General features: G+C 61.6%; 28 protein-coding genes. 10 read left to right on the top strand and 18 right to left on the bottom strand.

All coding sequences use genetic code 11. From position 1 onward, the window contains the following. Positions 1-41: 41 nt before the first annotated feature. Positions 42-587, bottom strand: coding sequence for an Rrf2 family transcriptional regulator (locus ACNOHI_RS01410; protein ID WP_420472840.1), 546 nt, complete (start codon positions 585-587; stop codon positions 42-44). 287 nt (positions 588-874) lie between these two features. On the opposite strand from ACNOHI_RS01410, the gene ACNOHI_RS01405 reads away from it, so the two are divergent. The 4 genes from ACNOHI_RS01405 (at position 875) to ACNOHI_RS01390 (ending at position 4,277) form a co-directional block, all read left to right on the top strand. Beyond that, positions 875-1,720, top strand: coding sequence for a helix-turn-helix domain-containing protein (locus ACNOHI_RS01405; protein ID WP_420472839.1), 846 nt, complete (start codon positions 875-877; stop codon positions 1,718-1,720). Beyond that, positions 1,721-2,359 (top strand): lipoyl(octanoyl) transferase LipB, encoded by a 639-nt coding sequence (gene lipB, locus ACNOHI_RS01400; protein ID WP_420472838.1) that lies wholly within the window; start codon positions 1,721-1,723, stop codon positions 2,357-2,359. A gap of 49 nt (positions 2,360-2,408) precedes the next feature. Then, on the top strand, positions 2,409-3,383 hold the full coding sequence (gene lipA / locus ACNOHI_RS01395; protein ID WP_420472837.1) for a lipoyl synthase: 975 nt from the start codon (positions 2,409-2,411) through the stop codon (positions 3,381-3,383). A gap of 255 nt (positions 3,384-3,638) precedes the next feature. After that, entirely contained in the window at positions 3,639-4,277 is a 639-nt protein-coding gene (locus tag ACNOHI_RS01390) for a phosphatase PAP2 family protein (RefSeq protein WP_420472836.1), read from the top strand. 45 nt (positions 4,278-4,322) lie between these two features. Here the strand turns inward: ACNOHI_RS01390 and ACNOHI_RS01385 are convergent, their stop codons facing one another. The 7 genes from ACNOHI_RS01385 to ACNOHI_RS01355 form a co-directional block, all read right to left on the bottom strand. Beyond that, a complete protein-coding gene (locus ACNOHI_RS01385) occupies positions 4,323-4,850 on the bottom strand; it encodes a peroxiredoxin family protein (protein ID WP_420472835.1) in 528 nt (175 codons plus the stop codon). A 67-nt stretch (positions 4,851-4,917) separates the two neighbouring features. After that, positions 4,918-5,337: a DsrE family protein gene (locus tag ACNOHI_RS01380; protein ID WP_420472834.1), complete on the bottom strand. Its 420-nt coding sequence runs from the start codon at positions 5,335-5,337 to the stop codon at positions 4,918-4,920. A 21-nt stretch (positions 5,338-5,358) separates the two neighbouring features. Beyond that, positions 5,359-5,949: a LemA family protein gene (locus ACNOHI_RS01375; protein ID WP_420472833.1), complete on the bottom strand. Its 591-nt coding sequence runs from the start codon at positions 5,947-5,949 to the stop codon at positions 5,359-5,361. Between the two features lie 77 nt (positions 5,950-6,026). Next, complete coding sequence (locus ACNOHI_RS01370) at positions 6,027-6,668, bottom strand: BON domain-containing protein (RefSeq protein WP_420472832.1); 642 nt, start codon at positions 6,666-6,668, stop codon at positions 6,027-6,029. Next, complete coding sequence (locus tag ACNOHI_RS01365) at positions 6,665-7,258, bottom strand: phosphoheptose isomerase (protein ID WP_420473235.1); 594 nt, start codon at positions 7,256-7,258, stop codon at positions 6,665-6,667. The genes ACNOHI_RS01370 and ACNOHI_RS01365 overlap by 4 nt, the downstream gene beginning before the upstream one ends. A 79-nt stretch (positions 7,259-7,337) precedes the next feature. Then, positions 7,338-7,715 (bottom strand): YraN family protein, encoded by a 378-nt coding sequence (locus tag ACNOHI_RS01360; protein ID WP_420472831.1) that lies wholly within the window; start codon positions 7,713-7,715, stop codon positions 7,338-7,340. Beyond that, positions 7,715-8,875, bottom strand: a complete 1,161-nt coding sequence (locus ACNOHI_RS01355) for a penicillin-binding protein activator (protein WP_420472830.1) — start codon at positions 8,873-8,875, stop codon at positions 7,715-7,717. Before ACNOHI_RS01355 ends, ACNOHI_RS01360 begins: the two co-directional genes overlap by 1 nt. Before the next feature lie 11 nt (positions 8,876-8,886). Between ACNOHI_RS01355 and rsmI the strand changes: the two genes are divergently transcribed. Continuing rightward, complete coding sequence (rsmI, locus tag ACNOHI_RS01350; protein ID WP_420472829.1) at positions 8,887-9,795, top strand: 16S rRNA (cytidine(1402)-2'-O)-methyltransferase; 909 nt, start codon at positions 8,887-8,889, stop codon at positions 9,793-9,795. Here rsmI and ACNOHI_RS01345 read toward each other — a convergent pair. The 6 genes from ACNOHI_RS01345 to ACNOHI_RS01320 form a co-directional block, all read right to left on the bottom strand. After that, on the bottom strand, positions 9,792-10,847 hold the full coding sequence (locus tag ACNOHI_RS01345) for a septal ring lytic transglycosylase RlpA family protein (RefSeq protein WP_420472828.1): 1,056 nt from the start codon (positions 10,845-10,847) through the stop codon (positions 9,792-9,794). The two genes, rsmI and ACNOHI_RS01345, sit on opposite strands and share 4 nt — an antisense overlap. Before the next feature lie 169 nt (positions 10,848-11,016). Continuing rightward, entirely contained in the window at positions 11,017-12,138 is a 1,122-nt protein-coding gene (gene rodA / locus ACNOHI_RS01340; protein ID WP_420472827.1) for a rod shape-determining protein RodA, read from the bottom strand. Continuing rightward, the gene (gene mrdA, locus ACNOHI_RS01335; protein ID WP_420472826.1) at positions 12,138-14,036 is read right to left on the bottom strand and encodes a penicillin-binding protein 2; all 1,899 of its coding nucleotides are present in this window, start codon (positions 14,034-14,036) and stop codon (positions 12,138-12,140) included. Before mrdA ends, rodA begins: the two co-directional genes overlap by 1 nt. A gap of 72 nt (positions 14,037-14,108) precedes the next feature. Further along, the gene (gene mreD / locus ACNOHI_RS01330) at positions 14,109-14,621 is read right to left on the bottom strand and encodes a rod shape-determining protein MreD (RefSeq protein WP_420472825.1); all 513 of its coding nucleotides are present in this window, start codon (positions 14,619-14,621) and stop codon (positions 14,109-14,111) included. Beyond that, positions 14,618-15,868: a rod shape-determining protein MreC gene (gene mreC, locus ACNOHI_RS01325; RefSeq protein ID WP_420472824.1), complete on the bottom strand. Its 1,251-nt coding sequence runs from the start codon at positions 15,866-15,868 to the stop codon at positions 14,618-14,620. Before mreC ends, mreD begins: the two co-directional genes overlap by 4 nt. Before the next feature lie 94 nt (positions 15,869-15,962). Continuing rightward, positions 15,963-17,006, bottom strand: a complete 1,044-nt coding sequence (locus ACNOHI_RS01320) for a rod shape-determining protein (RefSeq protein WP_057290805.1) — start codon at positions 17,004-17,006, stop codon at positions 15,963-15,965. A gap of 266 nt (positions 17,007-17,272) precedes the next feature. On the opposite strand from ACNOHI_RS01320, the gene gatC reads away from it, so the two are divergent. The 4 genes from gatC to gatB are packed head-to-tail and all read left to right on the top strand — an operon-like array spanning position 17,273 to position 21,030. Further along, positions 17,273-17,575: an Asp-tRNA(Asn)/Glu-tRNA(Gln) amidotransferase subunit GatC gene (gatC, locus tag ACNOHI_RS01315; protein ID WP_420472823.1), complete on the top strand. Its 303-nt coding sequence runs from the start codon at positions 17,273-17,275 to the stop codon at positions 17,573-17,575. Positions 17,576-17,600: 25 nt separating this feature from the next. Beyond that, positions 17,601-19,061: an Asp-tRNA(Asn)/Glu-tRNA(Gln) amidotransferase subunit GatA gene (gene gatA, locus ACNOHI_RS01310; RefSeq protein WP_420472822.1), complete on the top strand. Its 1,461-nt coding sequence runs from the start codon at positions 17,601-17,603 to the stop codon at positions 19,059-19,061. Continuing rightward, positions 19,058-19,552, top strand: coding sequence for a hypothetical protein (locus ACNOHI_RS01305; RefSeq protein WP_420472821.1), 495 nt, complete (start codon positions 19,058-19,060; stop codon positions 19,550-19,552). The genes gatA and ACNOHI_RS01305 overlap by 4 nt, the downstream gene beginning before the upstream one ends. A 17-nt stretch (positions 19,553-19,569) precedes the next feature. Beyond that, positions 19,570-21,030 carry an Asp-tRNA(Asn)/Glu-tRNA(Gln) amidotransferase subunit GatB gene (gene gatB, locus ACNOHI_RS01300; RefSeq protein ID WP_420472820.1) on the top strand — a complete coding sequence of 487 codons (1,461 nt, stop codon included), beginning with the start codon at positions 19,570-19,572 and terminating at the stop codon, positions 21,028-21,030. 30 nt (positions 21,031-21,060) lie between these two features. On the opposite strand, the gene ACNOHI_RS01295 is transcribed toward gatB, so the two are convergent. Both ACNOHI_RS01295 and pyrE read right to left on the bottom strand, forming a co-directional pair. Further along, positions 21,061-21,675 carry a DUF4124 domain-containing protein gene (locus ACNOHI_RS01295; protein ID WP_420472819.1) on the bottom strand — a complete coding sequence of 205 codons (615 nt, stop codon included), beginning with the start codon at positions 21,673-21,675 and terminating at the stop codon, positions 21,061-21,063. Between the two features lie 27 nt (positions 21,676-21,702). Next, positions 21,703-22,368 (bottom strand): orotate phosphoribosyltransferase, encoded by a 666-nt coding sequence (gene pyrE, locus ACNOHI_RS01290; protein ID WP_420472818.1) that lies wholly within the window; start codon positions 22,366-22,368, stop codon positions 21,703-21,705. A gap of 149 nt (positions 22,369-22,517) precedes the next feature. On the opposite strand from pyrE, the gene ACNOHI_RS01285 reads away from it, so the two are divergent. Then, entirely contained in the window at positions 22,518-23,315 is a 798-nt protein-coding gene (locus tag ACNOHI_RS01285) for an exodeoxyribonuclease III (protein WP_420472817.1), read from the top strand. Here the strand turns inward: ACNOHI_RS01285 and ACNOHI_RS01280 are convergent. After that, a complete protein-coding gene (locus ACNOHI_RS01280) occupies positions 23,305-24,201 on the bottom strand; it encodes a M48 family metallopeptidase (protein ID WP_420472816.1) in 897 nt (298 codons plus the stop codon). The genes ACNOHI_RS01285 and ACNOHI_RS01280 overlap by 11 nt on opposite strands. 27 nt (positions 24,202-24,228) lie before the next feature. Next, positions 24,229-25,527 (bottom strand): AmpG family muropeptide MFS transporter, encoded by a 1,299-nt coding sequence (locus tag ACNOHI_RS01275; RefSeq protein ID WP_420472815.1) that lies wholly within the window; start codon positions 25,525-25,527, stop codon positions 24,229-24,231. Positions 25,528-25,556 lie beyond the last annotated feature (29 nt).

Here is a 25,556-nt window from a genome sequence, read left to right as displayed (position 1 = left end):
CTCCTAAGGGGTGAACGAGGGGAAGGTACTTCAGAACGCGCCTAGGCAGGAACCTGCACAGGCGAAAAGCTGGCCTCGCGGCCGGATATCGCAAAGTCGTAGCCGTCTTCCAGGCCCGGGTCGCGCAGCGCCCTGCGCGGGGACGGGAACATGCCGGCTGCGCTTATCTTCAACCTGTCGAGGGAGAACTGGCGCAGCTGTTTGAACACGCTTTGATTAATCGCAATCATGGCCTGCATGACGAGCAGGTCGACGTCATTGGGCGTACGGTCGGCGGTCTTCCGGGAACGCGTTTGCTGCTCGGACATGACGCATCGGAAGACGTCTTCCAGCGTCACCAGCGACGGGTCGCAGGTCAGCGTCCATTTGTCCTGCGCCTGCGCATCCTGGCGCAGGAGGCCGTCGCGCGACAGCGCGGCGCACAGCCTGACCAGTTCTTTTTCGGGACGGCCGGTGGCGGCTTCGAGCTGCGCCAGGCTGACCGCGCGCGGTGCGCTGGATACGAGTCGTGCGAGGATTTCGGTAGTGGCGAAAAAGCGGTCGTGCAACGCGCTATTGCCGAGGATGCAATCTTCAACGGTAACCATCAATGTCTCCTTTGTGAGGTCACGCTGCCGTCTGATGCCGTCAGTTTGTGGCCGACGCATCGCATGCAGTCATTGCCGGGTAGGGTGTCTGTGTTTGTTATTGTCTTGTCCCTGCAAGCCGCGCCGCCTGTTGATTTTGTTATTGAAAAAGCGGCACTAACTTGGAACGCAACTTTAGGGACATTCCCCCGCGAATACCATTTCGCTAAGTGACGCGAGTTGATGCTGCTTGATGCTAAAATAGCGTCAATTAGCATCATTTCAATTCCAAGTAGAAAAGGAATGCCATGTCGTTATCCGTCGACACGGGCAAGATCCACCCCGCACAACGGGAGTTCTCCGCCAACCTGCGCATGCTTTGCAGCTACTACCGCTCGGTCGCCGACGTGTGCCGCAAGCTCAACCTGAACCGCGCGCAGTTCAACCGCTACCTGAACGGCACCAGCAAGCCGTCCAGCCACACACTGGAGCGCATCTGCGACTTCTTCGGCGTGGAGCCGTCGGAAATCTACCTGCCGCGCGAGCACTTCCACCAGATCGTGCAGGTAAGGCCGAAACAGCGCGTCGAACGCGCGGTATTCAGCGACCACATCGCCCGCCTGCAGCACCAGACGACCGGCAAGTTCGACAAGTACCTCGGCTACTACTACGAGTACTACCACTCGATGAGCGCGCCGGGAAAAGTGCTGCGCGGACTCGTCCACATCTTCCAGCACGAGAACGCGGTGTACCACGAGCGGCTGGAGCGCTTTCCGCAGCACGCCAATCTCGACGAGACCTACAAGTGCAAGTACGTGGGCGGCACGTTCTACCTCAACGACCGCATCTTCCTGGTCGACTACGAATCGCTCACCGGCAACGAAATCGCGCAGACGGTGCTCTTCCCCACCTACAAGAACAAGGTGGCGCGCCTGTCCGGGCTGATGCTCGGCGTTTCGTCGAGCAACCAGCGCTCGATCGCCTGCGCGCGCGTGGTCTTCGAATTCCTCGGCAAGAGCATCGACGTGCGCAAGGCGATGCGCTTGTGCGGACTGTTCGATCCGAAGGACGGCGAGATTGACCCCACCATCCTCAAGGTCATCGACAACTCGCCACACAAGGACCAGAACCACTTCTATACAATCCCCCTGTAAATGCATCCTCTTGCCATCATCCACCGCGGCATCGAGCCGTACGAAGCCAGTTTCGCGGCCATGCGCGCCTACACCGACGCGCGCACCGTCGACTCGCAGGACCAGCTCTGGATCGTCGAGCATCCGCCGGTGTTCACGCTCGGACTGGGCGCGGACCCGTCGCACGTGCTGGACGCCAATGGCATCCCCGTCGTCCAGACCGACCGCGGTGGCGAAGTGACCTACCACGGTCCCGGCCAGGTCGTTATCTATTTGCTCATGGACCTGCGGCGCAAGCCCGGCGCGCGCCTGTACGCGCGCGAATTCGTGAATAAAATCGAACAGTCGGTCATAAACACCTTGCAGGCTTATAATCTTGACGGCGAGCGAAAGCCCGGCGCGCCGGGGATTTACATGAGCGGCGGCGCCTGGAAAGGCGCGAAAATCGCCGCCCTCGGCCTCAAGATTCGCGGCAGCGGCTGCACCTACCACGGCGTATCCCTGAATGTCGCAATGGACCTCGCTCCGTTCTCCTGGATCAATCCCTGCGGCTATGCGGGCATGGCGACGGTGGACATGAAAACCGTCGGCGTGGAAGCGCCACTGCGCGACGTGCAACTGGCCCTGGCCAACAACCTGATCGAATTACTAACGGCGTGATTGCGCCTTTCGCCTGGCCGAAGCGGTCAGCGAGCTAACGACCTGCACCATGACCACTGAAAAAGACACTGCCGCCACCCCCGCCTACAATCCCACCGAGAAGCAGAAAGGCGCCGGCAAGACGGCCCGCATCCCGATCAAGATCGTGCCGGCTGAAAAGCTGGCCAAGCCGGACTGGATCCGCGTGAAGGCCGGTTCGCCCTCGACGCGCTTCTACGAGATCAAGGACATCCTGCGCTCCAACAAGCTGGTGACGGTATGCGAGGAAGCAAGCTGCCCCAACATCGGCGAATGCTTCGGCAAGGGCACGGCGACCTTCATGATCATGGGCGACAAATGCACTCGCCGCTGCCCGTTCTGCGACGTCGGCCACGGCCGCCCGGACCCGCTGGACGTGAACGAGCCTGAAACACTGGCGAAAACCATCGGCGCCATGCGTCTCTCCTACGTCGTGATCACCTCGGTCGACCGCGACGACCTGCGCGATGGCGGCGCCGGCCACTTTGCCGAGTGCATCCGCAAGGTACGCGAGCAATCGCCGAATACCCGCATTGAAATCCTCACGCCGGACTTCCGCGGCCGCATGGACCGCGCGCTGGAAATCCTGAAAGAAGCGCCGCCCGACGTGATGAACCACAATCTCGAAACGGTGCCGCGCCTCTACAAGGAAGCACGCCCCGGTGCCGACTATGCTTACTCCTTGAGCCTGCTCAAACGCTTCAAGGAACTGCAACCGGACGTCCCCACCAAGTCCGGCCTGATGGTGGGCCTGGGCGAGACCGACGAAGAGATCCTGCAGGTCATGCGCGACCTGCGCGAACACGGCGTGACGATGCTGACCATCGGCCAGTACCTGATGCCGTCCGGCGACCACCTGCCGGTGCGCCGCTATGTGCATCCGGACACCTTCAAGATGTTCGAGGATGAAGCGTACAAGATGGGCTTCGCCCATGCCGCCGTCGGCGCGATGGTGCGCAGCTCCTACCATGCCGACCAGCAGGCGCACGGCGCCGGCGTGGCTTGATCCGGCACCGGACTTTCCCCTCTCCGTCACATCCCCGCCACAGCTGCTCCGCCACTTTGAGAAAAGTAAAGGAGCGGCTGCCGCGTTCGCCGACAATAGGACTGCCCGTTTCCCTCGCGGGCTTCCTGTCTCCTTGACGCGAGCGTCGCTTGAACCCGAACACTGCATTCCGAACCCGCAAGTCGCCATCGGCCGACAATCCCGGTTACAAATCTGCATGAACTTATTCCCGGGCATCGTGCCATATCAACAGCTATGATCGACTGGACGGATATCACGACTTACGGCGACGTCACTACGACGTCGCTTGCCGCGGCAGCGATTGCGGCCTGGCTTTTTATCGAAGACGAAAAGCGCCTTGCCTTCTGGTGGAGCCTCCTGTTTGCCGCCGGGATGGGCATTGTCGTTGCGACCAAGATGGCGTTCATCGGCTGGGGCATCGGCATTCGCGCCATCGATTTCACGGGCTTCAGCGGACACGCCATGCGCGCCGCCGCCGTGCTGCCTGTGCTGCTGTACCTGATACTGCAGCGCACGCGCTTCATCGTGCGTGCGGGAGGCGTCGTGCTGGGATTCGCATTTGCCGCGATGATCGGCGTGTCGCGTGTCGTGCTGCATACGCATTCCGTATCGGAAGTCATCGCCGGCCTCCTGCTCGGCGCGGCGGTCAGCCTGCCCTTCATTCGTATCGCGCACACCTCGCTCAGCAAGCATGTCTTCAAGCCGCTGCGCATTGCACTGAGCGTGTTGGCCCTTCTTCCCGCGCCCTATGTGCATCCGGCGCCGACGCAGCAATGGCTGACCGAACTGACCCTGTATTTCTCCGGCCATGAACAACCGTATCCGAGAGCGGACTGGAAGCTGGAAAAGCGCCGGCCGCCGGAAGCCTACTGAATAAAAAAAGCGCCCCGCGGGGCGCTTTTTCATGGCCGGTCATTCTCACGCGGACAATGCCTTTTCAATCAATTGATGTAGCGCGGCAAAGTCCGGTTCGCCGACATAGCGTTTGATGATCTTTCCCTCCTTGTCGATCACGTAGGTCGTCGGCGTGAGCTTCACGTCATCGAAGGACTTCGCGACCTCGCCCTGCACGTCGAGCGCGACCTTGAAAGGCAGGTTGCGCGTCTGCGCGTAATTGAGCACGTAGTTTGGCGGATCGTAGCTCATCGCCACCGCTACGAAGTCCAGTCCCTTGTCCTTGTACTTGTTGTAGGTTTGCACCATGGCCGGCATTTCCTTGACGCATGTGGTGCAGCTCGTCGCCCAGAAATTGACCATGACGACCTTGCCGCGCAAGCTCTCCATGCGCACTTCTTCACCCGTGATGCTCTTGAACGTCACGTCCGGAGCCGGCTTGGTCGCCGTCAACGTCGTGTAACCGAATACGCCGGCGGCGACGACCGCGGCGGCACCGATGATCTTGAGCAGGGTACGTTTTCCGGAGGAGGAGAGAGTTTCTGGTTGCATGGTATTTGGACTGCTTGCGATGCCGTTTTCTCCCGCCATTATATGCGCGGGACGAAGCGAACGCAGGTCAGGGCCGCAGGTAAGCAAAGCCTTCGCGCGCTTGCAGCCGCGCAACTTCCGCCACCCCGGATTGCACGAGCTTTGCCTCCGGCAACACCTGTGAGACGGGAACGTCGTGCGCGGTGAGTGTATTGGTGCAAACCCGGAATTCCACGCCCTGGGACGCGAGCGCGCCGACTGCCGCATCAAACGGCCTGCCGTTACGCTCGCGCGCACCGGTGAGCAAAAACTTGATGCCGTCGCCGTTGGCCACGACCACGATCTTCGTGTCCGGCTCCGCGCGCAAATGATTGCGGATGTTGCCCATCGCGCGTGACGCCTGGTCGATGCCTTCGGTAAGGTGGTAAACGACCTTGACCGGATCAGCGGCCATGGCGGGACCGGCAAGCATGGCTGCGGCAAAAAATTTGAGAAGGGTTCTACGCATGATTGTGTTCGGTCGTATCGATCAGATGGTCCTCTTCGCCCGCTTGCGTTCTTCCTGCGCTGCCATCGATTGCAGCAACCCCGCCCGTTTGAAGGCGAACACGACGGCGATGATGGAGCTGGGGAACTGCGCGCGCGATGCGTTGTACTGCATGGCACCGTCATTGTAGGCCTGTCGGGTGAATGCGATGCGGCTCTCGGTGCTGGCAAGCTCTTCACTGAGCTGCATCATGTTTTTGTCCGCCTTGAGCTCGGAACACGCTTCGGCAAGTGCAAACATCCTGTCGAGCGTCGCAGACAGCATCTCTTCGGCAGCGGCCATCCCGCGCATGGCAACGGTATCATAAGGGTCGGCCGCTGCCTTTGCATTGGCGCTGCGTGCGTGGTTGCATGCAGCGATGACGGCTTCAAGGGTTTCGCGCTCGTGCTTCAGGTAACCCTTGGCGATTTCCGCGAGATCGGGAATCAGGTCATAGCGGCGTTTCAACTGACCGTTGACCTGCGAGAACGTGTTCTTGACCTGGTTTTGCAGGCCGACCAGCCGCTTGTACGCGCCGACACCCCAGGACAGGATCAGGAGGGCAACAACGGTCAACACGATCAAGCCGGTCATGCTTTCCCCTGAAAAGAAAAAAGGCCGCAAATTCAATCGATTCGCGGCCTACTATAGCATCCGGTATTAGCCGGAGATCACTTCCTGTTCGGATCGTCGGACGTGCGGGTCAGCTGCCGCAGGTCTTCCTCGGAAATGTATTCAAAGACCTTCACGACCCGCTTCACGCCGTTGACGCCGCGTGCGACGTCCGATGCGAGTTGTCCTTCGCGCTGCGTGACGCGGCCCATCAGATAGACCGAGCCATTCTCGGTAACGACCTTGATCGAGTTGGCATACAGGTCCTTGGCATCGACGAATGCCGCCTTGACCTTGCCCGTGATCAGCGAATCATTTGAACGCGAGCTGAAGCTCGAGATCGGACCGATTTCGATGTCGTTGACGATGGATTGCACGCCTTCGATGTTGGCCACTTCACGTTCGACCGCGGCCTTCATGGCTTCGTCGCGTACCTCGCCGGTGAGCAGCACCTTGCGATTGAAACTGGTGACATTCACATGGCCAGCATTGCCGACGACACTGGGTACGCGTGTTTCGCCCTTGAACAGGATGGCCTTGTCCTCGGTCTGTGCACCGAAGGTACGGCGATCCGTCGCAGCCAGCGTGCCGACGACGGCGGAACCGACCGCCATTTCGACGCAGCCCTGCAGTGACGTGATGGCAGTCCCGCACAGGACCGCGATCATCAGAGGACGTTTCAAGCGCGTCCATTTATTCATTCAGCTTCCTCCCCAAATAACGCGACGTCGATACCGTCGCACAAACAATGTATGGTCAACAAATGCACTTCCTGGATCCTCGCTGTACGGTCGTGCGGAACGCAGATGTGCACATCGGCATCGGTCAGCCGCTTGCCCATTGCACCACCACCCTTGCCGGTCAGTGCGACGATGCGCATGTCGCGTTCGAGCGCGGCATCGACCGCCGCCAGGACATTGGACGAGTTGCCCGATGTCGACAGCGCCAGCAGGATGTCGCCTGCCTGCCCGAATGCCTGCACCTGCTTCGAAAACACTTCCTGGAAGCTGTAGTCGTTGCCGACCGCGGTGAGGATCGAGGTGTCGGTCGTCAGCGCCAGCGCCGGAAGCGGCAGGCGTTCGCGTTCGAACCGCCCGACCAGTTCCGCGGCGAAATGCTGACAGTCGGCAGCCGATCCCCCGTTCCCGCAGGCAAGGATCTTGTTGCCATTAGACAATGCGGTAAACATAAGTTCCACGGCTTGTGCAATCGGATCGGCAAGCAGCGCGGCAGCCTTGGTTTTCAGTTCGGCACTTTCCTGGAAGTGCGCCTGGATGCGGTGGTTTGTCATAGTGTGGGGATTATAGTGCAGGCGGGCCACAGCCACGCCGCAGGGAAATAAAAAGCCGCAGGGGAATATTGCTTGAAAGCTAGCAGGCTTCAATGGCGTTTTTCAGCCATTCCAATGCGGGACCGTCGATGGCTATGACATCAAAGCGGCACGGCGGTGGCATTGTGTAGCGCTGGAGAAAAGTCTGGGCCGCAATGACCAGCCGGGCCTGCTTGCGTGCCGTGACGCTTGCAGCGGCCCCACCGTAGCCACTGCCGGCACGTTTGCGCACTTCAACGAACACAAGGCCGCGCCCGTCCTGCATCACGAGATCGATTTCGCCGCCCTTGCAGCGGAAGTTGCGCTCGACCAGTTTCAGTCCATGTTCCTGCAGGAAGCGCAGCGCCTGCTCCTCGCCGGCGTCGCCTTCCACCTGCTTGGCCGTGCGCCTGCCGGCAATGGCGTCGAAGACGCCCATCAGCGCGCTTCGCCAACGCCGACCACGCTGCCTTCGCGATAGACGGCCTGCTGGGTCACGCGCTCGAAGCGCGCCTGGCCCTGGTCGATACGCACCTTGAGCTTGCCGGTCACGCCATCCAGTTCGAAATTGGTATGCCGGTCAGCGATCTCACGGGCGATACGGTAGGCATCGATGCCCAGCGCATACAGGCGCTCATGGTCGGCATTGCGCTTCTGGTCCGCCTCCACGACAAGGCGCGGATAGGTCATGACGGCCGGATGGTCGGGCTGGAGCTGCCAGGGAATGTCGAGCAGGCGGGTGCCGTCCATTTCGGCGAGCGGTTCCGCCGTGACGCGGTCCGTGAGGGCGGTGGGATTGAGTTGCGAAGTGCCGTACAAGGCGATGTCCTTGCCCATGACCGCGCGCACCTGCCGCGCCTGCCGTGCATCCAGCGCGAGGAAAAGGATTGCCGGCTTGTCGGCTTCCACCTGCTTCTTCAGCTGCAGGAGGCTGCGCCCGTTGAGGAAGCCGTCGTTGGCCGGCACCTCGATCGCCTCCATTTCCCGGCCGCGCTGCTGCCATTGCGTCTCGAAGGCCTTGGCCGCGCGGCGTTGCCAAGCGGCTTGCGTGAACAGCACCAGCGCCTTGCCCTTCTTCACGTCATGCAGCGCCCACTCGGCCACCTGTCGCGCCTCTTCCTCGATGGACAGGCCGATGACCAGCATCTGCGGCGGCAACTTGATCTCGCCGTTCTCCGCAGGATCGGGGGGCGTCAATGCAATGGTGGGCTTGGCCACGGCGTCGCTTTGGACAACGGCGGTGACGCCGGTACGCGAAAGCGGCCCCACGACCACGTCATTCAGCGCGCTGGCGGCCTTGTAACCGGAGACGATGTCTTGGGCGGAGTCGCCTGTCTCGACGATATTGATCGTGATGCCGCCACGCTCGCGTTCATACGCGGCCTGGAAGCCGGCGCGCAATACCTCGGAAGGAACACGCAGGATTTCCGAGCGTATAGGGAGCAGCAGTGCGATGCTCACCGTCTTTTCGGTGGTCGACAGGTCAACCGGGGAGGTGACGACGCCGCTTTCCGCGCCGGTTGTATTTGCCCGCGCGGGCAGGCACAATCCGCTCAGCACCACACCCAGTACCATCAGTTTTGCCCATTGGCCCGACATCACATCTCCTCATGCCACACTTAACGTCCAGCGCGCCGTCCCTCGATCTCATCATGCAGGACGTGGCGCAACAGGTCTATCCGCCGTCGACATTATATGTGGTGGCCACTCCCATCGGAAACGCGGGGGATATTACGTTGCGGGCAGTCAATGTGCTCGCCATGGCCGATGCGGTCGCCTGCGAGGACACGCGAAACACGGCACAGCTCCTCCACCGCTACGGATTGCACAAGGAATTGATTGCCGCGCATGAACACAACGAGCGCGAAGCAGCGGACAAACTGATCGCGCGCCTGCAGTCGGGACAGCGCATCGCATTGGTGTCCGATGCCGGGACGCCTGCCGTGTCCGATCCGGGAGCGCGCATCGTCGATGCAGTCCGCTCTGCCGGCTTGCGGGTCATGCCCCTGCCGGGTGCGTCCGCTGCGGTGAGCGCCCTCTCGGCCAGCGGCCTGCTGAGCGATCGTTTCCTGTTCGCGGGGTTCCTGCCGGCGAAATCAAAGCAGCGCGAATCCGCCCTGCAGGAGCTGAAGAACGTTGCTGCGACCCTGGTGTTCTACGAGGCGCCGCATCGCATCGTCGATATGGTGGAGGCACTTTGCGCGACGCTGGAGGCGGATCGGCAGGTGGTATTCGCCCGCGAGCTGACCAAGCTGTTTGAAGAAGTCCATCGCTGCCGGCTGGGGGACGCGCGTGCCTGGCTGGATGCAGAGGCGAACCGGCAAAAGGGCGAGTTCGTCATCCTGGTCGAAGGCGCGCCTTCCGCTTCAGATGAGAACGATGCCGAAGCGGAGCGCATCCTGGCGATCCTGCTCGAAGAATGCCCGGTGAAGCAGGCCGCTTCGCTCGCTGCGCAGATCACCGGCAAGAAGAAGAACGCGCTGTACGAACGCGCGTTGCAAATGAAAGGCGAGCGTTAGCGCTGCACGATCATTGGCTTGGTCATCCCGCCTTCCTGCAACTGTCTGGCGGCGGCATCGGCTTCCGCCCTGGTGGCAAATGGCCCGCTGTAGACACGGAAAAACTTGTTGTACTCCACCACTTCCAGCGGCGGCAACGTGAGCGCCTGTCCGCTCAACATGCGGGTACGCGCTGCCTCGGCATTCGCAGCCTGGGAATAGGCGCCGAGTTGCAAATAAAAGCCCTGCGCGGACGCTGCCTGCGGAGCGGCGACAACAACGGGTGCGGCGGCGATCGTCGGTTCCAGCATGCGCGGCGCCTCCGGCCCGCCAAGATTGACGGGCATCGCGACGACTGCCCCGGTCTCCTGCACCGGGGCGGCACTGGCGACGCGCACCTGTTTCTCCCCCTTGCCCATGCGCGCAATTTCTTCGGGCAGGATCCTTTCGACTTCCAGCTCGCTGCTGCCCTTGCCGAGATAGCCGAGCTTGAGGGCGGCGGTGTACGAGAGGTCGATGATGCGTCCGGAATGGAACGGGCCGCGGTCGTTCACCCGCACAACCACCTGCTTGCCGTTCGCCAGGTTCGTCACGCGCGCGTACGAGGGAATCGGCAGGGTCGGATGCGCCGCCGTCATCTTGTACATGTCGTAGGGCTCGCCGGAAGATGTCTTCTGCCCGTGGAATTTCCTGCCATACCAGCTGCCGACGCCGCGCTGCTTGAACGGCCGTTCATCGAGCGTCGGGGTGTAGGTCGTCCCGAACACGGTGTAAGGCTTGTTGCCACGGTTGGCATAGGGCTCGATCCGGGGCTCGGCATCCGGCACATCCATCAGGCCTTCAGGCGGTGCGTCCCCAGGGCCGTCATCCTGGTAGTAGCCGCCGCGCCCCGAACCGGCCGGCGGCAAGGTCGGAAGCTTTGACGCCGTCTTGGCCTGTGCAGGACGCGTGGCGGCAGCGTCGGCAGCGGGTTCACCGAGCGGCACGCTGCTGCAACCGGCGAGCGCCAGCGACGCGAGTGCGATGAATTGACAGGCATAGCGGCGGCGGCCGCGAATAACTTGCAGTGACATCTCGTAGTCCTTCTTGATTCTTGTCGAGACAGGGCGATCATGCGCCCGGCGCGTTCGGTGAACAGTGTGCACCGGCGTGCAGCTTGCCGCAAGGATAGATTTATTGTGCTTTTCTATTGCCGGATTGACAGTGAGGCCAGGAAAAAGTTTCCCAGCCTCACAATTGATGTCAGGTCTGCACGAGTTTTCGGTGGCGCTGAATACTCGTCAGCATGCCGATGCCGAGGCCGAGCGTGACGAATGCGGTGCCGCCGTAACTCATGAACGGAAGGGGCACCCCGACCACCGGGAGGATGCCGCTGACCATGCCCATGTTTACAAAGGCGTAGGTAAAGAACATCAGCGTCACTGCGCCGGCAAGCAGCCGGCTGAACAAGGTCGGCGCATTGGCGGCAATAAACAAACCACGGCCGATCAGCATGAGGTACAGGATGACCAGCGTGGTATTGCCGATCAGTCCGAACTCTTCCGAGTAAACCGCAAAAATGAAGTCGGTCGTTCGTTCGGGGATGAACTGCAAGTGGCCTTGGGTGCCGTTCATCCAGCCCTTGCCCATTGGCCCGCCTGACCCGATGGCGATCATCGACTGGATGATGTGGAATCCCTTGCCGAGCGGATCGGAGGTCGGATCGATCAGCGTCATCACGCGCTGCCGCTGGTAGTCATGCATCATGGACCATCCGATCGGCAGAAAGGCGGCACCAGCAAGCACGAGGCCGATAATGATTTTCCAAGGAAGGCCCGCCAGGAAAATCACATAGAAGCCGGACGCCATGACCAGCAGCGCCGTGCCAAGGTCGGGCTGCTTCATGATGAGGGCCACCGGCACCATCAGCAGCATGGCGGCAATGATGAACTCGGGCAGGCGGATGACGCTCTCGCGCTTCTGGAACCACCACGCGAGCATCAGTGGCGTCGCGATCTTCATGATTTCGGACGGCTGGATGACGACGCCGATGTTGATCCAGCGCTGCGCGCCCTTCTTGATGATGCCGAACAGCTCGACGCCAACCAGCAGCGCCACGCCGACGAGATACAAGGGGACCGCCAGGCGCATCAACATCTGCGGCGACACGTTTGCCGCAATCCACATGATGAGCACAGACAGGAGGATGTTGCGCATGTGCCCCTCGAAGCGCCCCGGAAAGTCGATGCCGGCAGAGACCATGGTGATGGTGCTGGCGGTGAAGATCAATCCGACGATCATGGTCAGCGGCCAGTCGAAGACCGTGAAATACGGTTTGAGGGTGGGCCAGATCGCCCGCTTTTCACCCAGGCCGACGGTTGCCATCAGTCCCCCTCCACTTCAATCGGTTGCGCTGCCTTTTCCTTGGATTCCGGCCGCTTGCCCAGCAGGTAATAGTCCAGCGCGAGGCGCGCGATCGGCGCTGCGGCGGCGGCGCCGAAACCGCCGTTCTCGACGATCACGGCCAGCGCGATGCGCGGTTTGTCGACCGGCGCAAAGGCAATGTAGAGCGAGTGGTCGCGATGACGTTCAGGCATTTTCTTCGCATCGTACTTCTCGTTGCGGCCGAGGCCGATGGCCTGCGCGGTACCGGTCTTGCCGGCGGATACATACTCCGCGCGGGCAAATGCGCGGGAAGACGTACCTTCCTTCACCACACCCGCCATCGCGTTCTTCACGAAGTTGAGGTTCTCCTGCTTCAGCGGGATGCGATAGCTTTCCTTCGCCACAGTCGCGGTCTGCTCTTTGGTGACGCCATCCTCAATCGTCTTTACCAGGTGCGGGCGCATCACAACGCCGTCGTTGGCGAGATTTGCCATCGCATGCGCCAGCTGCAGCGGCGTGTAGGCGTTATAACCCTGCCCGATGCCGACGGACACGGTTTCGCCGGCATACCATTTCTTGTGCTCCGGCTTCTTGTAGGCATTGCGCTTCCACGTGGTTGAAGGCAGCACGCCGGTGCGCTCGTTCTCCAGGTCGATGCCGGTCAACTGGCCGAAACCGAAGGGCTTCATGAAGTCGTGGATAGTATCGATGCCAAGGTCGTTGGCCAGCATGTAGTAGTAGGTATTGCAGGACAGCACGATGGACTTGTACATGTCGACCATGCCGTGCCCGCCCACCTTGTCGTCGCGGAAGCGATGGTTGCCGAACCAGAAGAAGCCGGGATCGGCGATCGCCTGGTTGGGCGTACGCTTGCCGTTTTCCAGCGCTGCCAGCGCCATGTAAGGCTTGAACGTCGAGCCGGGCGGATAGGTGCCGATCAGGGGGCGATTGAGCAGGGGCCGGTCGATGGAGGTATTCAGCTCGTCCCAGCTCTGCGCATCGATGCCTTCGACGAACAGGTTGGGGTCGAAGGTCGGCTTCGACACATAGGCCAGGATGTCGCCGGTGGAAGGTTCGATTGCGACCAGCGCTCCGCGGCGGTCGCCGAAGGCTTCCTCGATGATCTTCTGCATTTCGATGTCGATCGACAGGATCAGATTCTGGCCTGGCGTCGCTGCCGTCCGCGACAAGGTACGCACTGCCCGGCCGCCGGCGGTCACTTCCACTTCTTCATAGCCGGTGCGGCCATGCAGGATGTTTTCGTACTTTTTCTCCAGGCCTTCCTTGCCGATGTAATCCGTCCCGGCGTAATTCGCAGCGTCTTCCATGTCCTCGATGCGCTTGGCATCGCGCTGGCTGATGCGGCCGATATAACCGATCACATGCGAGGCGAGCTCACCATGCGGATACTGGCGGAACAGGCGCGCCTGGATTTCGACGCCGGGGAAACGGTAGCGCTGTGCGGTAAACCGTGCGACCTCGTCGTCCGAAAGGCGGGTGCGGATGGGCACGCTTTCGAAGTTCTTGGCCTCTTCGAGCAGGCGGCGGAAGCGGCGGCGATCGCGCGGCTGGATGTCGACCACCGTCGACAATTCCTCGATCACCCCGTCAAGTGTGTCGGCAATTTTGGACGGCGTGATTTCCAGCGTGTAGGCGGAGAAGTTGCGCGCCAGGACAACGCCATTGCGGTCAAGGATCAGCCCGCGATTGGGCACGACCGGCACCACCGAGATGCGGTTGTCCTCGGCCTGGCTCATGTAGTCGCTGTGCTTGAACACCTGCAACCACACGAAGCGCGCAAACAGCAGGCCGAAACAGATGAACACGAACACCGCCACCACCGAAAGGCGGAGACGGAAGAAATGCAGTTCCTGTTCAGTGTTCTTAAACTCGGTCATGCGGATTCAGGTCGGTCCAAGTCGTGTTCAATCCTGCCATGCAGGGAATCGTCGAATGCAATGATGCCGCGATCAGATCGGGCGGGTCTCGTCACGGTCGACCGCGCGGCGCTGCGGTGCGAGCAGGATCCAGGTCACGACCGGCCAGAGCGCGGCGGTGATGATGCTTTCCAGGAAATAGAACCAGCCAGGGAAATCGCCGCTCACCATCAGGCGGATCAGCAACTGGACGAACTGCATCATGAAGAGCAGCGGCAGCACGTGCAGCGTCTGCGTCGGCACCTTGAACCAGAGAACGCGGCGGTGGATCATGATCGCGAAGTACGACAGCAGCGTGTATGAGAGGGCGTTCTCGCCCAGCAGCGTCGCATCGTGCACGTCCATCAGCAGGCCCATGAAGAAGGCGACGCCGATGCCGACCTTGCGCGGCTGGTGGATGCTCCAGAAAACAAGCACCAGCGCGACGAAATCCGGGATGCCGACCCACTGCCCCCATGGCAGCAGGTTGAGCAGGAACGCGATGGTCAGGCTGGCAATGATGAACAGCGGATTCGCCGGTAACAGGATGTATTGCGGACGATTCATTGCGTGGCTCCCTGCTGGGCCGCGGCCGGGGCTGCCGGTGCGGACTTGGGCTGTGCGGCCGACTGCGGTTTTGCAGGCGCCACCGGCGCCTTGGCCGGCACAGCCGCTTGCGGTGCGGCGGGTTTGTCGCTCGCTGGCTTTTGCGCGCCTGTGGCGGGGGCTGCCGCAGCAGGCTGGGCAGGCTTTGCCGGAGCCGGCGGGGTTGCGGGGGCGGCCGGCTTGTCCTGAGCCACACCCGTCGCGGCGGCCGGAGCTGCCGTGCCCGGCGCATTGGCAGTGGCTGCCGCCGGCGCTTGCTGCGCGGGCGTCGCAGCGGCCTGCTGCTTGGCGGCTTCCTTGGCGGCTTCCTTGGCCGCTTCACGCTTCGCAGCCCGCTCCCTCTTGGGATCTTCCGGTTCAGGGCGCGGCGGGAAATTCATTTCGGTCAACAGGATCAACAGCTGGCGGTTGCGGTCGATGCCGGCCAGCGGCTGGCAGACAATGCGCGCAAACGCGTCAGAGGACTTGCGGTCGACCTGCGTCACCTTGGCGACCGACAGGCCGGCCGGATACACGCCGTCAATACCCGAAGTGACGAGCATGTCGCCATTCTGGATGTCGGCATTCGCCGGCATGAAGCGCAGGTCAAGTGAACCGGAATGCCCCTGACCGTACGCAATGCTGCGCAGCCCGCTGCGCACCACCTGGACAGGAATTGCCTGGTCCTTGTCAGTCAGCAGGGTGATCTCGGAGGTGAACGGAAATACCCGGGTGACCTGACCAACGACGCCGACGTCGTCGATCACCGGCTGCCCCGGCATTACGCCATGGCTCGTGCCCCGGTCGACAATGATCTTTCGGGTGAACGCATCGCGTGCGTCGTAGAGGATCTCGGTCATCACCGATTTCACCGCCAGTCGCTCGTTGGCCGACAACAGCTTGCGCAGGTGGACGTTTTCCGCCGACAGCTGCTGCACCTGCTGCAGCGTATGGCCATTGGCGATCTGCTGTTCCTTGAGCTTGTGGTTTTCCTTCTGCATCGCCGACAGCGACGAGAAGTAGTCGCCCACCATGTAGGCGGCGTCGCGGGGCAGCAAGGCAACGACCTGCAGCGGATAGAGCGCGGTGCCGACCACCTGGCGAATGGCGCCGAGCGAACGCAGTCGCGAATCGGCCACCAGCAGGATCAGGGCGATAAGGGAGAAGAACACCACTTTCGCACGCGCGGAGGCGCCTTGCTTGAAGAGTGGCGGTGGACTGTAATCCATCAGGGTCTAGACTCGGAACGTGACCGGGAATTTCTGTCCATCGGCGCGCCTTGCGTGGTTTCGGCAAGGCGCGTCAGGCAAAACATCGTGTCGATTACTCGTAGGAGAAGATGGAACCGAGCTTGTCCATGCGCTCGAGCGCCATGCCGGAGCCGCGCACCACGCAGGTTAGCGGATCCTCGGCGACGATCACCGGCAGGCCGGTTTCTTCCATCAGCAAGCGGTCCAGGTCGCGCAGCAGCGCGCCGCCACCGGTCAGCATCATGCCCTTCTCGGCGATGTCCGCGCCGAGTTCCGGCGGGGTCTGCTCGAGCGCGTTCTTCACGGCGGAGACGATGTTGTTGAGCGGGTCGGTCAGCGCTTCGAGGATTTCGTTGGACGAAATCGTGAACGAGCGCGGGATGCCTTCGGACAGGTTGCGGCCCTTGACTTCCATTTCCTTGACTTCGGAACCCGGGAAGGCGGAACCGATTTCCTTCTTGATCGCTTCGGCGGTCTGTTCGCCGATCAGCATGCCGTAGTTGCGGCGGATGTAGTTGACGATCGCTTCGTCGAACTTGTCGCCGCCCACGCGGACGGAGCCCTTGTACACCATGCCGCCCAGCGAGATGATGCCGACTTCGGTCGTGCCGCCGCCGATATCCACGACCATCGAACCGGTCGCGTCGGAAACCGGCAGGCCGGCGCCGATTGCGGCGGCCATCGGCTCTTCGATCAGGTAGACCTGCGACGCGCCTGCGCCGAGTGCGGATTCGCGGATCGCGCGGCGCTCAACCTGGGTGGAACCACAGGGAACGCAGATGATGATGCGCGGGGACGGTTTGAACAGCTTGGAGTCGTGCACCATGCGGATAAACTGCTTGAGCATCTGCTCGGTGACGGTGAAGTCGGCGATCACGCCGTCCTTCATCGGGCGAATGGCTTCGATATTGCCCGGCACCTTGCCCAGCATCTGCTTGGCTTCCTTGCCGACGGCCTGGATCGTCTTCTTGCCGTTCGGGCCGCCCTGCTGACGAATCGCCACCACCGACGGTTCGTCCAGCACGATGCCCATGTTACGCACATAGATCAGCGTATTGGCCGTGCCCAGGTCGATTGCCAGGTCGTTAGAAAAATAACTGCGTAAAAATCCGAACATGTATGGTCCCGATGCGCATCAATGGCGCGCTTAACGTTGGTGGTGAAAACCTCGGCACCGGCGACGTGTCAAAGCTCTATCGCCTGCGAGGTATTAACCCGCCATTCTACCTTATAATTTAGCCGAAGTTAGTCGACGGAAACCTCAAAAATGCGAGCCGGATACGTGCCAGTTCGCGCCTTTTGACAAGTTTTTGCCAGAATTAGAAAACATTTTTATCCCTTTGAAAATCACGGCCTTTCGAGCGCCGTCCAACCCTTTCCATCATGTCACTCGACCTCTCCGACGTTAAACGTCTTGCCCGTCTGGCGCAGCTCGACCTGAACGAAGACCAGGCCGCCAAAACCCTGGACAAGCTCAACGGCATCTTCTCCCTCGTGGAGCAGATGCGCGCTGTCGACACTACCGGCATCGAGCCGCTCAACCATCCGATCGCCGCGCACCAGAACGATGTCGCCCTGCGTTTGCGTGACGACGCGGTCACCGAACCGAACCGTCGCGAGGACTACCAGCAGGTCGCTCCGGCGACCCAGGACGGCCTGTACCTCGTCCCGAAAGTCATCGAATAACAAGAACAGCGCATCGTTACCCCTTATGCATACCAAGACACTCAAAGAGCTCTCAGCGCTGCTGCAGGCAAAACAGGTTTCCGCCACCGAACTGGCCAAGCTGTACCTCGCGCGCATCGGGCAAAGCGACCTGAACGCATTCGTCCACGTCGACGAGTCCCTGACACTGGCGCAGGCCGCCGAAGCGGACGCCCGCATTGCCAAGGGCGACACGACTGCCCTTACCGGCATCCCCATCGCGCACAAGGACATTTTTGTCACACGCGACTGGCGCTCCACCGCCGGTTCGAAGATGCTCTCGAACTACATCAGCCCCTTCGATGCTACCGTGGTGAAACAGTTCCGCACGGCAGGTATGGTCCACCTCGGAAAATTGAACTGTGACGAATTTGCCATGGGTTCGTCGAACGAGAATTCCTTCTTCGGCGCGGTCAAGAACCCTTGGGACAAGAACGCAATTCCCGGCGGATCGTCCGGCGGCTCCGCTGCCGCCATCGCTGCACGCTTGGCCCCGGCTGTGACTGCAACCGACACCGGCGGTTCCATTCGCCAGCCGGCATCGCTGTGCGGCGTCACCGGCATCAAGCCAACTTACGGCCGCGTGTCGCGCTTCGGCATGATCGCTTTTGCATCGTCGCTGGACCAAGGCGGCCCGATGGCGCAGACGGCGGAAGACTGCGCGCTGCTGCTGAACGCCATGGCCGGCTTCGATCCGCAGGATTCGACCAGTCTCGACCGCCCGGCGGAGGACTTCGCCCGCGATCTCGACAAGCCGCTGCAAGGCTTGAAGATCGGCGTGCCGCGTGAATACTTCGGCAAGGGCCTGGCGAGCGATGTCGAGGAAGCCGTACGCGGCGCTTTGCGCGAATACGAAAAGCTCGGTGCGACGCTTGTCGACATTTCATTGCCGAAGACCGAGCTGTCGATCCCTGTCTATTACGTCATCGCCCCGGCAGAGGCCTCGTCCAACCTGTCGCGCTTTGATGGCGTGCGTTACGGCCATCGCGCGCAGGATTACAAGGACCTCGCTGACATGTATCGCAAGTCGCGCGCGGAAGGCTTCGGCGAGGAAGTGAAGCGCCGCATCCTGGTCGGCGCCTATGTGCTGTCGCACGGCTACTACGACGCCTACTACCTGCAGGCGCAGAAGATCCGTCGCCTGATCGCACAGGACTTCCAGGAAGCGTTCAAGCAGTGCGACGTGATCATGGGCCCGGTTTCACCGACAGTCGCCTGGGATCTCGGCGACAAGGCCGACGACCCGGTGGCGAACTATCTGGCCGACATTTTCACGCTGTCGACCAGCCTCGCCGGCCTGCCCGGCATGTCGATTCCTTGCGGTTTCGGCAAGGGCGAGAAGAATGCGAAGCGCCCGGTCGGCCTGCAGATCATCGGCAACTACTTCAACGAGGCGAAGCTGCTCAACGTCGCGCACCAGTACCAGCGCGTCACCGACTGGCACAGCCGCACTCCGGAAGGCGTATGAACCACTTCACCCGCGCGATGCTTGCCGCCCTCCTGCTCTATGCAGGCGGCGCGTCGGCTGTCGAACAGCAGCTCGAGACCCGCTTCTCGTGCAGCGTTGCGCGGACAGTGGATGGCGAACGCGTGACCTTTGCGGACACGGGCGAAATTCGCCTTTCGGGCAGCCATATCGATGCCTTCCGCTGGGAGTCCTCGCTGTTTCGCAGCACCCATGGCTTCGACTGCAGCATCGACGAAGGCGATGGATTGCTGGCTGAAGTGCGCGATATTCCTCCTATGGTGCAATGGCGCATCGCGCTGGAGGACGCCCAGGACGCGCGCAATCGGCGCGGCTACGACTTCGACCGCCGGCCCAGCTGCACCATCCGGCTCGAACGCGAAGGCGACATGCTGAACGTGAAGCCGAGCTGCCCGGCGCTCTGCGGATCGCGCCCCAACTTTTCGGAACTGTCGGTCAACCTGAAGACCGGCCAGTGCCGCTACGAAGAATAATTTCTGAGGAAAACACTATGCAATGGGAAGTCGTCATCGGACTTGAGACGCACGCACAGCTCTCGACCCAATCGAAAATTTTCAGCGGCGCCTCGACGCAGTTCGGCGCGGAACCGAACACCCAGGCCTGCCCTGTGGACCTCGCGCTGCCCGGCGTCCTGCCCGTGATGAACAAGGGCGCAGTCGAACGCGCGATCCAGTTCGGCCTCGCCATCGGCGCAAAGGTCGCGCCGCAATCGATTTTCGCGCGCAAGAACTACTTCTATCCCGACCTGCCGAAGGGCTACCAGATCAGCCAGTATGAAATCCCGGTGGTGCAAGGCGGCACGATTTCCTTCGTGCTCGAAAAGGATGGCAAGGCCGAGATGAAGACGGTCCAGCTGACGCGCGCGCACTTGGAAGAAGACGCCGGCAAGTCGCTGCACGAGGACTACCACGGCATGAGCGGCATCGATCTCAACCGCGCCGGCACACCCCTGCTGGAAATCGTGACCGAGCCCGACATGCGCAGCGCAGGAGAGGCGGTCGCCTATGCGAAGGCGTTGCATTCGCTCGTGGTCTGGCTCGGCATCTGCGACGGCAACATGCAGGAAGGCTCCTTCCGCTGCGACGCGAACGTGTCCGTTCGCCCCGTCGGCCAGAAGGAATACGGCACGCGTTGCGAGATCAAGAACCTGAACTCCTTCCGCTTCCTGGAAGAAGCGATCAACTACGAAGTGCGCCGCCAGATCGAGCTGATCGAGGACGGTGGCAAGGTGGTGCAGGAAACCCGTCTGTACGATCCGGACCGCAAGGAAACCCGTTCCATGCGCAGCAAGGAAGACGCGCAGGATTATCGCTATTTCCCCGACCCCGACCTGCCGCCGCTCGTGATCGCCCAGGACTGGATCGAGCGTGTGAAGGCGTCCATGCCGGAACTGCCCGGCGCCATGCGTGAGCGCTTCGTGAAGGATTACGGCCTGCCGGAATATGACGCGTCCGTGCTGACGCAATCGAAGGCGATGGCGTCCTACTTTGAAGCCGTCGTGGCCAAAGCCGGCAAGGAACAGGCCAAGCCCGCGGCCAACTGGCTGATGGGCGACGTGTCGTCCACGCTGAACCGCGAAGGCGTCGACATCGCCGACGCGCCTGTGAAGGCCGTGCAACTCGCCGTGCTGCTGCAGCGCATCGTCGATGGCACCATCTCGAACAAGATCGCCAAGGAAGTGTTTGCCGGCATGTGGGGAGCGCCGTCGGACAAGGAGACGCTCGCCGACGACATCATCGAAGCCAAGGGCCTGAAGCAGATTTCGGACAGCGGCGCGCTGGAGAAGATCGTCGACGAAGTGCTGGCGGCAAACGCCAAGTCGGTCGAGGAATTCCGCTCCGGCAAGGAGAAGGCGTTCAACGCCATTATTGGCCAGGCGATGAAGGCCACCAAGGGCAAGGCCAACCCGGCGCAATTGACGGAACTGCTGAAGAAGAAACTGGCAGGCTGATCAAGATGGTGAGCGCGCTTTGCCGCGCGCTCACTTCGCTGCAACGTTCAGTTCGCGGAAGCGCTTCAGCAATGCATCGTGTTTTGCATTGACCTCGGCGACATCGGCCTCGTGTCCCTGGATAGCCTTTCGTGTCGCCGCTTCGGTCTGTGCCGCGTCATCGATGCGGTGTTGCAGGACTGTCGGCACTTTGGCATTTTTCTTTTTCAGGGCATCGGCCTCAGCCTGGGCCTGTTGCTGCTGCTTCTCCGCCGCCGCCAGCGCCGCCTTGTCCCGTTTGATCCTGTCGTCCACCTGCTCGAGCGCACGCTTGCGCGCTTCCTCGATATCGGCCTCGTTCCTGTAACGCGCACGCAGCAGGCGGTCGCTCTTGCGCTGCTCTTCGAGCGCGGCCTCTTCCGCCTTGCGTTTTTCTTGTTCCTGCTGGGCACGGCGCTTTTCTTCCGCCGTCATCGGCGCAGGGATGTCGCGCCGCGTTCGTCCGCCTTTGTCCAGCTCGCGCATGGCGCGGTCGGCGCATTCGGGGATCGGGCGATCGGAGGTAATGGTGCGGCCGTCAGCGTCCTTGCACATGTAGATCTGCGCGTGGACGCCGGCCATGGGCAACGCAAGGGAAAGGAACAATGCAGTTTTCAGTGAACTCATGGCCCCCTCCCTAGGTGCGTCGGTGAGTTACATCACGCCGTAACGGCTCCGGTAGGCAGCCACCGCGTCCTTGTACTTGGCAAGGTCGGGATTGGCGCCAGCCTTCGAAATATATTCCAACAAATCGGCCAAGTTGCCAATAGGCACTACCGGCATGCCATAGGCTTTTGTCACTTCCTGCACGGCGGAGTGCTCGGACAGCGCACCGTCCTTGCCCGATTTTTCCATGCGGTCGAGGGCAATCAGCACCGCGCTCGGGGTTGCACCGGCAGCACGGATCATTTCGACCGACTCGCGCACCGAGGTGCCGGCCGAGATGACGTCGTCGATGATGACCACACGGCCCTCCAGCTTGGCGCCGACGATGGTGCCGCCCTCGCCGTGGTCCTTGGCTTCCTTGCGGTTGTAGGCGAAGGGCACGTTCCGGCCCTTTTGCGCCAATGCGATCGACGTCGCGGCGGCGAGCGTGATGCCCTTGTAGGCCGGGCCGAACAGCATGTCGAACTCGACGCCGGAATCGATCAGCGCTTGGGCATAGAAGTCCGCCAGCTTGCCGAGCGTGGCGCCGTCGTTGAACAGGCCTGCGTTGAAGAAGTACGGCGACGTGCGGCCCGCCTTGGTGATGAACTCGCCGAAACGCAGCACGCCTGCGTTGACGGAGAACTCGATGAATTCCTGGCTCAGCTTGCTCAAGATGACCTCGATGTGAATAGATTGACAATTCCGGGCAATACCGGACAAGCACGCATTGTAATGGCTCGAAGCCGCCTGAAGCCGATTCGGCGGGCACAAAATTCCACCGGATCAGGTATGCTAGCCGCTCGTTTTTTCCCGCCGATACCATGCTCAAGATCGTCTCCGCCAACCTCAACGGCATCCGCTCCGCCTCCAAGAAGGGTTTCTTCGAATGGATGGCCAAACACGACGCGCATTTCATATGCGTGCAGGAACTCAAGGCGCAGGCCGCAGACATGACGCCGGAATTCCAGGCACCCGCCGGCTACCATGGCCATTTCCACTACGCGGAGAAGAAAGGCTATTCCGGCGTTGGCATCTATTCGAAGTTCGCGCCGGATGCGGTCCAGGTTGGCTTCGGCTGCGAGGAATTCGATGCCGAAGGCCGATATGTGCAATGCGACTTCGGCAAGCTGTCGGTGATCTCGGTGTATTGCCCGTCGGGTTCGTCGAGCGAAGAGCGCCAGCAGGCGAAATTCCGCTTCATGGAGGTGTTCCTGCCGCATCTGCAAAAGCTGCGCGCATGCGGCCAGGAAGTGGTGCTGTGCGGCGACTGGAACATCGCACACAAGGAAATCGACCTGAAGAACTGGAAGAGCAACCAGAAGAATTCCGGTTTCCTGCTGGAGGAGCGGGCGTGGATGACGCGGGTGCTCGGTGAAGTCGGCCTGGTCGATGTCTACCGCCAGCTGCATCCGGAAACAACCGGCGAAGCGTACACATGGTGGAGCAACCGCGGCCAGGCATGGGCGAACAACGTGGGGTGGCGTATCGACTACCACATCTCCACGCCCGGCCTTGCCGGGAAGGCCTGCGCCGCCTCCGTCTACAAGGACGAACGCTTCTCGGACCACGCGCCGCTGACCATCGAGTACAACGGCGCAAGCGCCTTCCTCAAGGGATAGGCGCGATTCCCTTCACATTGCTGGTGTAAGGCGGCAGCTTCGACTGGGGTTGGCCTTTCACCTTTGCGTACAAGGGCATGACGGAGGGCATGTGCTTCCGCATTTCGGTGATGCGGGCCTGTCCGGCCGGGTGCGTGGACAACCATTCCATCGGCGCATTCTTGCTCACCATGCCCATCTTCTGCCATAACGCAACGCCGGCGCGCGGATCGTAACCGGCGCGCGCGACGATATCCAGGCCAACGAGATCGGCTTCTGTTTCGTCGCTGCGGGAGAACTTGAGGATTGCCAGGTTGGCCCCGACGCCGGCGGCGGTGTTTGTGAGATTGGGGTCGATACCCAGGAGAGCAGACAGGCCGAATCCGAGCACTCTCGCACCGACATTGGTCAGGTTCGACTTAGCCAGCCTTTCCCTGCCATGCTCGCGCAGCGCATGGGCGATTTCATGGCCCATGACGATGGCCACTTCATCATCCGTGAGCTTCAGTCCGTCAAGAATGCCGGTGAAGAAACCGATCTTCCCCCCGGGCATGCAGAACGCATTGATCTGCTTGACGTCGATGAGGCTGACTTCCCATTTCCAATCGGTAGCGCCCGGATTCCAACGTTCAGCCTGAGGTATCAGCCTTTTCGCGATGGCACGCAGGCGCTGTACCTGCGGATCGCTGTCGGGCACGAGGACGCCCTTCTGACTGGCCTGCTGCTTGAGTCCCGTGTATTGCTGCAAGGCCGCCTCTTCCAGCTCGCCTTCCGGCACCAGCTTGCGCAGCGGCGACATTTTCTCGACCTTGACGCCGTCCGGACTGACCTCGTCCTTCGCATATGCTGGTGAAGTCGCCGCGGTCAGCGCGACAACCGTCATCAGCATGGAAATCAACCGTTTCATGATGAGCCCTTTCTGCAAAGGAAAACGTCAGGCTGCGTCGGCATTCCCCTCCAGCCGGACGCGCGGATGGAGCCAGAAGTACAAGGCGACGGCGGGAACAATCGCCAGCGCGGTGATCCAGAAATACGTGCCATAGCCCACGGCTTCGACGATGCGCCCCGAATAAAAACCAAGCACCTTGCCCGGCAGCGTGATCAGCGAGCTGAACAGCGCGTACTGTGTTGCGGTGTAGCGTTGGTTGACGAGTCCGGACAGATACGCCACTGCCGTCGTACCAAGCAAGCCTTGTGCAAGGTTTTCCCCGGAGATCACCAGGGTCAACATGCGAACATCGCCGTTGGCGCCGATCAACGCCAAGTACAAGAGATTGCTCGCCGCACCCAGCACGATGCTGGCCAATAGCGCGCGTTCGACGCCCCAGCGCGCGACGGCCACGCCGCCAAGAAATGCGCCCGCGATCCCGATCCAGATGCCATAAACCTTCGACACGGCGGCGATCTCCGTCTTGGTGAATCCCTGGTCGAGATAGAAAGGCCCCATGATTCCCCCGACCAACGCCTGATCGGAGACCTTGAAGAGCAGGATGAAGAGCAGGATCATCAGTCCGACGCGACCGCCGAAACGGCGGAAGAAGTCGGCAAACGGCTCCACCACGCCGTCACGCAAGCCCTCGATCCAGCTTTGGCTGTGCACGCGCAGCACTTCTGGCTCGCGCGCCATCAGGTTGACGACGATCGGGATGAGCATGCACAAGGCCATGACGCGGTACACGTTGGACCAGACCGTGTAGTCGGCAAGCACCAGCGCCAGCGCGCCGGTGACGATCAGGGCGATCCGGTATCCGAGCGAATAAGTGGCCACCAGCGCGCCTTGCGCTTCGACCGGGGCGATTTCGATGCGGTAGGCATCCACCGCGATGTCGAGGGTGGCGCCGGCAAAGGCAACCATGAGGGTCAGGCCGACGAACAGGCCCAGCTGCGATGGCGTGACCGATGCCATCGCACCCAGCCCGATCATGACCAGCACCTGCGCCAGCAGCAGCCAGCTGCGCCGCTGTCCGAGCCGTCCGAGGATCGGCAGGCGCAAGCGGTCAATGAAAGGCGCCCACAGGAATTTGAAGGAATACGCCAGGCCCGCACTGGCGATCATGGTGATGTCCTTGAGCGTGATGCCGTTTTCCTTCAGCCAATAGGCCAGCGTGCCGGCAACCAGGAGGAACGGCAGGCCGGATGCGAAACCGAAGAAAAACATCGTCCAGGCGGACGGATGGAGGAAGGCATCGCGAATGCTCGATCCGGACTTCTTGCCGCCTTCTTTCGCGCTCATCGTAAGAATCCCCCGTCAGTCGCGCGGCT

The sequence above is a fragment of the Noviherbaspirillum sp. ST9 genome (genome assembly GCF_048799745.1).
GTDB lineage: Bacteria > Pseudomonadota > Gammaproteobacteria > Burkholderiales > Burkholderiaceae_D > Noviherbaspirillum.
The sequence above is the reverse complement of the archived record's forward strand: the minus strand, read 5'-3'. Positions and strand labels throughout refer to the sequence as shown.

Bases quoted from the DNA above. Each gene is read 5' to 3' on its own strand.
- ACNOHI_RS01275 (WP_420472815.1), bottom strand. From the start codon at position 25,527: ATGAGCGCGAAAGAAGGCGGCAAGAAGTCCGGATCGAGCATTCGCGAT.
- mrdA (WP_420472826.1), bottom strand. From the start codon at position 14,036: ATGACCGAGTTTAAGAACACTGAACAGGAACTGCATTTCTTCCGTCTC.
- gatB (WP_420472820.1), top strand. From the start codon at position 19,570: ATGCAATGGGAAGTCGTCATCGGACTTGAGACGCACGCACAGCTCTCG.
- ACNOHI_RS01355 (WP_420472830.1), bottom strand. From the start codon at position 8,875: ATGTCGGGCCAATGGGCAAAACTGATGGTACTGGGTGTGGTGCTGAGC.
- ACNOHI_RS01380 (WP_420472834.1), bottom strand. From the start codon at position 5,337: ATGCGTAGAACCCTTCTCAAATTTTTTGCCGCAGCCATGCTTGCCGGT.
- mreD (WP_420472825.1), bottom strand. From the start codon at position 14,621: ATGAATCGTCCGCAATACATCCTGTTACCGGCGAATCCGCTGTTCATC.
- ACNOHI_RS01295 (WP_420472819.1), bottom strand. From the start codon at position 21,675: ATGAGTTCACTGAAAACTGCATTGTTCCTTTCCCTTGCGTTGCCCATG.
- ACNOHI_RS01345 (WP_420472828.1), bottom strand. From the start codon at position 10,847: ATGTCACTGCAAGTTATTCGCGGCCGCCGCCGCTATGCCTGTCAATTC.
- rodA (WP_420472827.1), bottom strand. From the start codon at position 12,138: ATGGCAACCGTCGGCCTGGGTGAAAAGCGGGCGATCTGGCCCACCCTC.
- mreC (WP_420472824.1), bottom strand. From the start codon at position 15,868: ATGGATTACAGTCCACCGCCACTCTTCAAGCAAGGCGCCTCCGCGCGT.
- ACNOHI_RS01410 (WP_420472840.1), bottom strand. From the start codon at position 587: ATGGTTACCGTTGAAGATTGCATCCTCGGCAATAGCGCGTTGCACGAC.
- ACNOHI_RS01285 (WP_420472817.1), top strand. From the start codon at position 22,518: ATGCTCAAGATCGTCTCCGCCAACCTCAACGGCATCCGCTCCGCCTCC.
- ACNOHI_RS01360 (WP_420472831.1), bottom strand. From the start codon at position 7,715: ATGGGCGTCTTCGACGCCATTGCCGGCAGGCGCACGGCCAAGCAGGTG.
- ACNOHI_RS01405 (WP_420472839.1), top strand. From the start codon at position 875: ATGTCGTTATCCGTCGACACGGGCAAGATCCACCCCGCACAACGGGAG.
- ACNOHI_RS01375 (WP_420472833.1), bottom strand. From the start codon at position 5,949: ATGACCGGCTTGATCGTGTTGACCGTTGTTGCCCTCCTGATCCTGTCC.
- ACNOHI_RS01320 (WP_057290805.1), bottom strand. From the start codon at position 17,006: ATGTTCGGATTTTTACGCAGTTATTTTTCTAACGACCTGGCAATCGAC.
- gatA (WP_420472822.1), top strand. From the start codon at position 17,601: ATGCATACCAAGACACTCAAAGAGCTCTCAGCGCTGCTGCAGGCAAAA.
- ACNOHI_RS01370 (WP_420472832.1), bottom strand. From the start codon at position 6,668: ATGAATAAATGGACGCGCTTGAAACGTCCTCTGATGATCGCGGTCCTG.
- lipA (WP_420472837.1), top strand. From the start codon at position 2,409: ATGACCACTGAAAAAGACACTGCCGCCACCCCCGCCTACAATCCCACC.
- ACNOHI_RS01305 (WP_420472821.1), top strand. From the start codon at position 19,058: ATGAACCACTTCACCCGCGCGATGCTTGCCGCCCTCCTGCTCTATGCA.
- gatC (WP_420472823.1), top strand. From the start codon at position 17,273: ATGTCACTCGACCTCTCCGACGTTAAACGTCTTGCCCGTCTGGCGCAG.
- ACNOHI_RS01365 (WP_420473235.1), bottom strand. From the start codon at position 7,258: ATGACAAACCACCGCATCCAGGCGCACTTCCAGGAAAGTGCCGAACTG.
- ACNOHI_RS01385 (WP_420472835.1), bottom strand. From the start codon at position 4,850: ATGCAACCAGAAACTCTCTCCTCCTCCGGAAAACGTACCCTGCTCAAG.
- ACNOHI_RS01280 (WP_420472816.1), bottom strand. From the start codon at position 24,201: ATGAAACGGTTGATTTCCATGCTGATGACGGTTGTCGCGCTGACCGCG.
- lipB (WP_420472838.1), top strand. From the start codon at position 1,721: ATGCATCCTCTTGCCATCATCCACCGCGGCATCGAGCCGTACGAAGCC.
- ACNOHI_RS01390 (WP_420472836.1), top strand. From the start codon at position 3,639: ATGATCGACTGGACGGATATCACGACTTACGGCGACGTCACTACGACG.
- rsmI (WP_420472829.1), top strand. From the start codon at position 8,887: ATGCCACACTTAACGTCCAGCGCGCCGTCCCTCGATCTCATCATGCAG.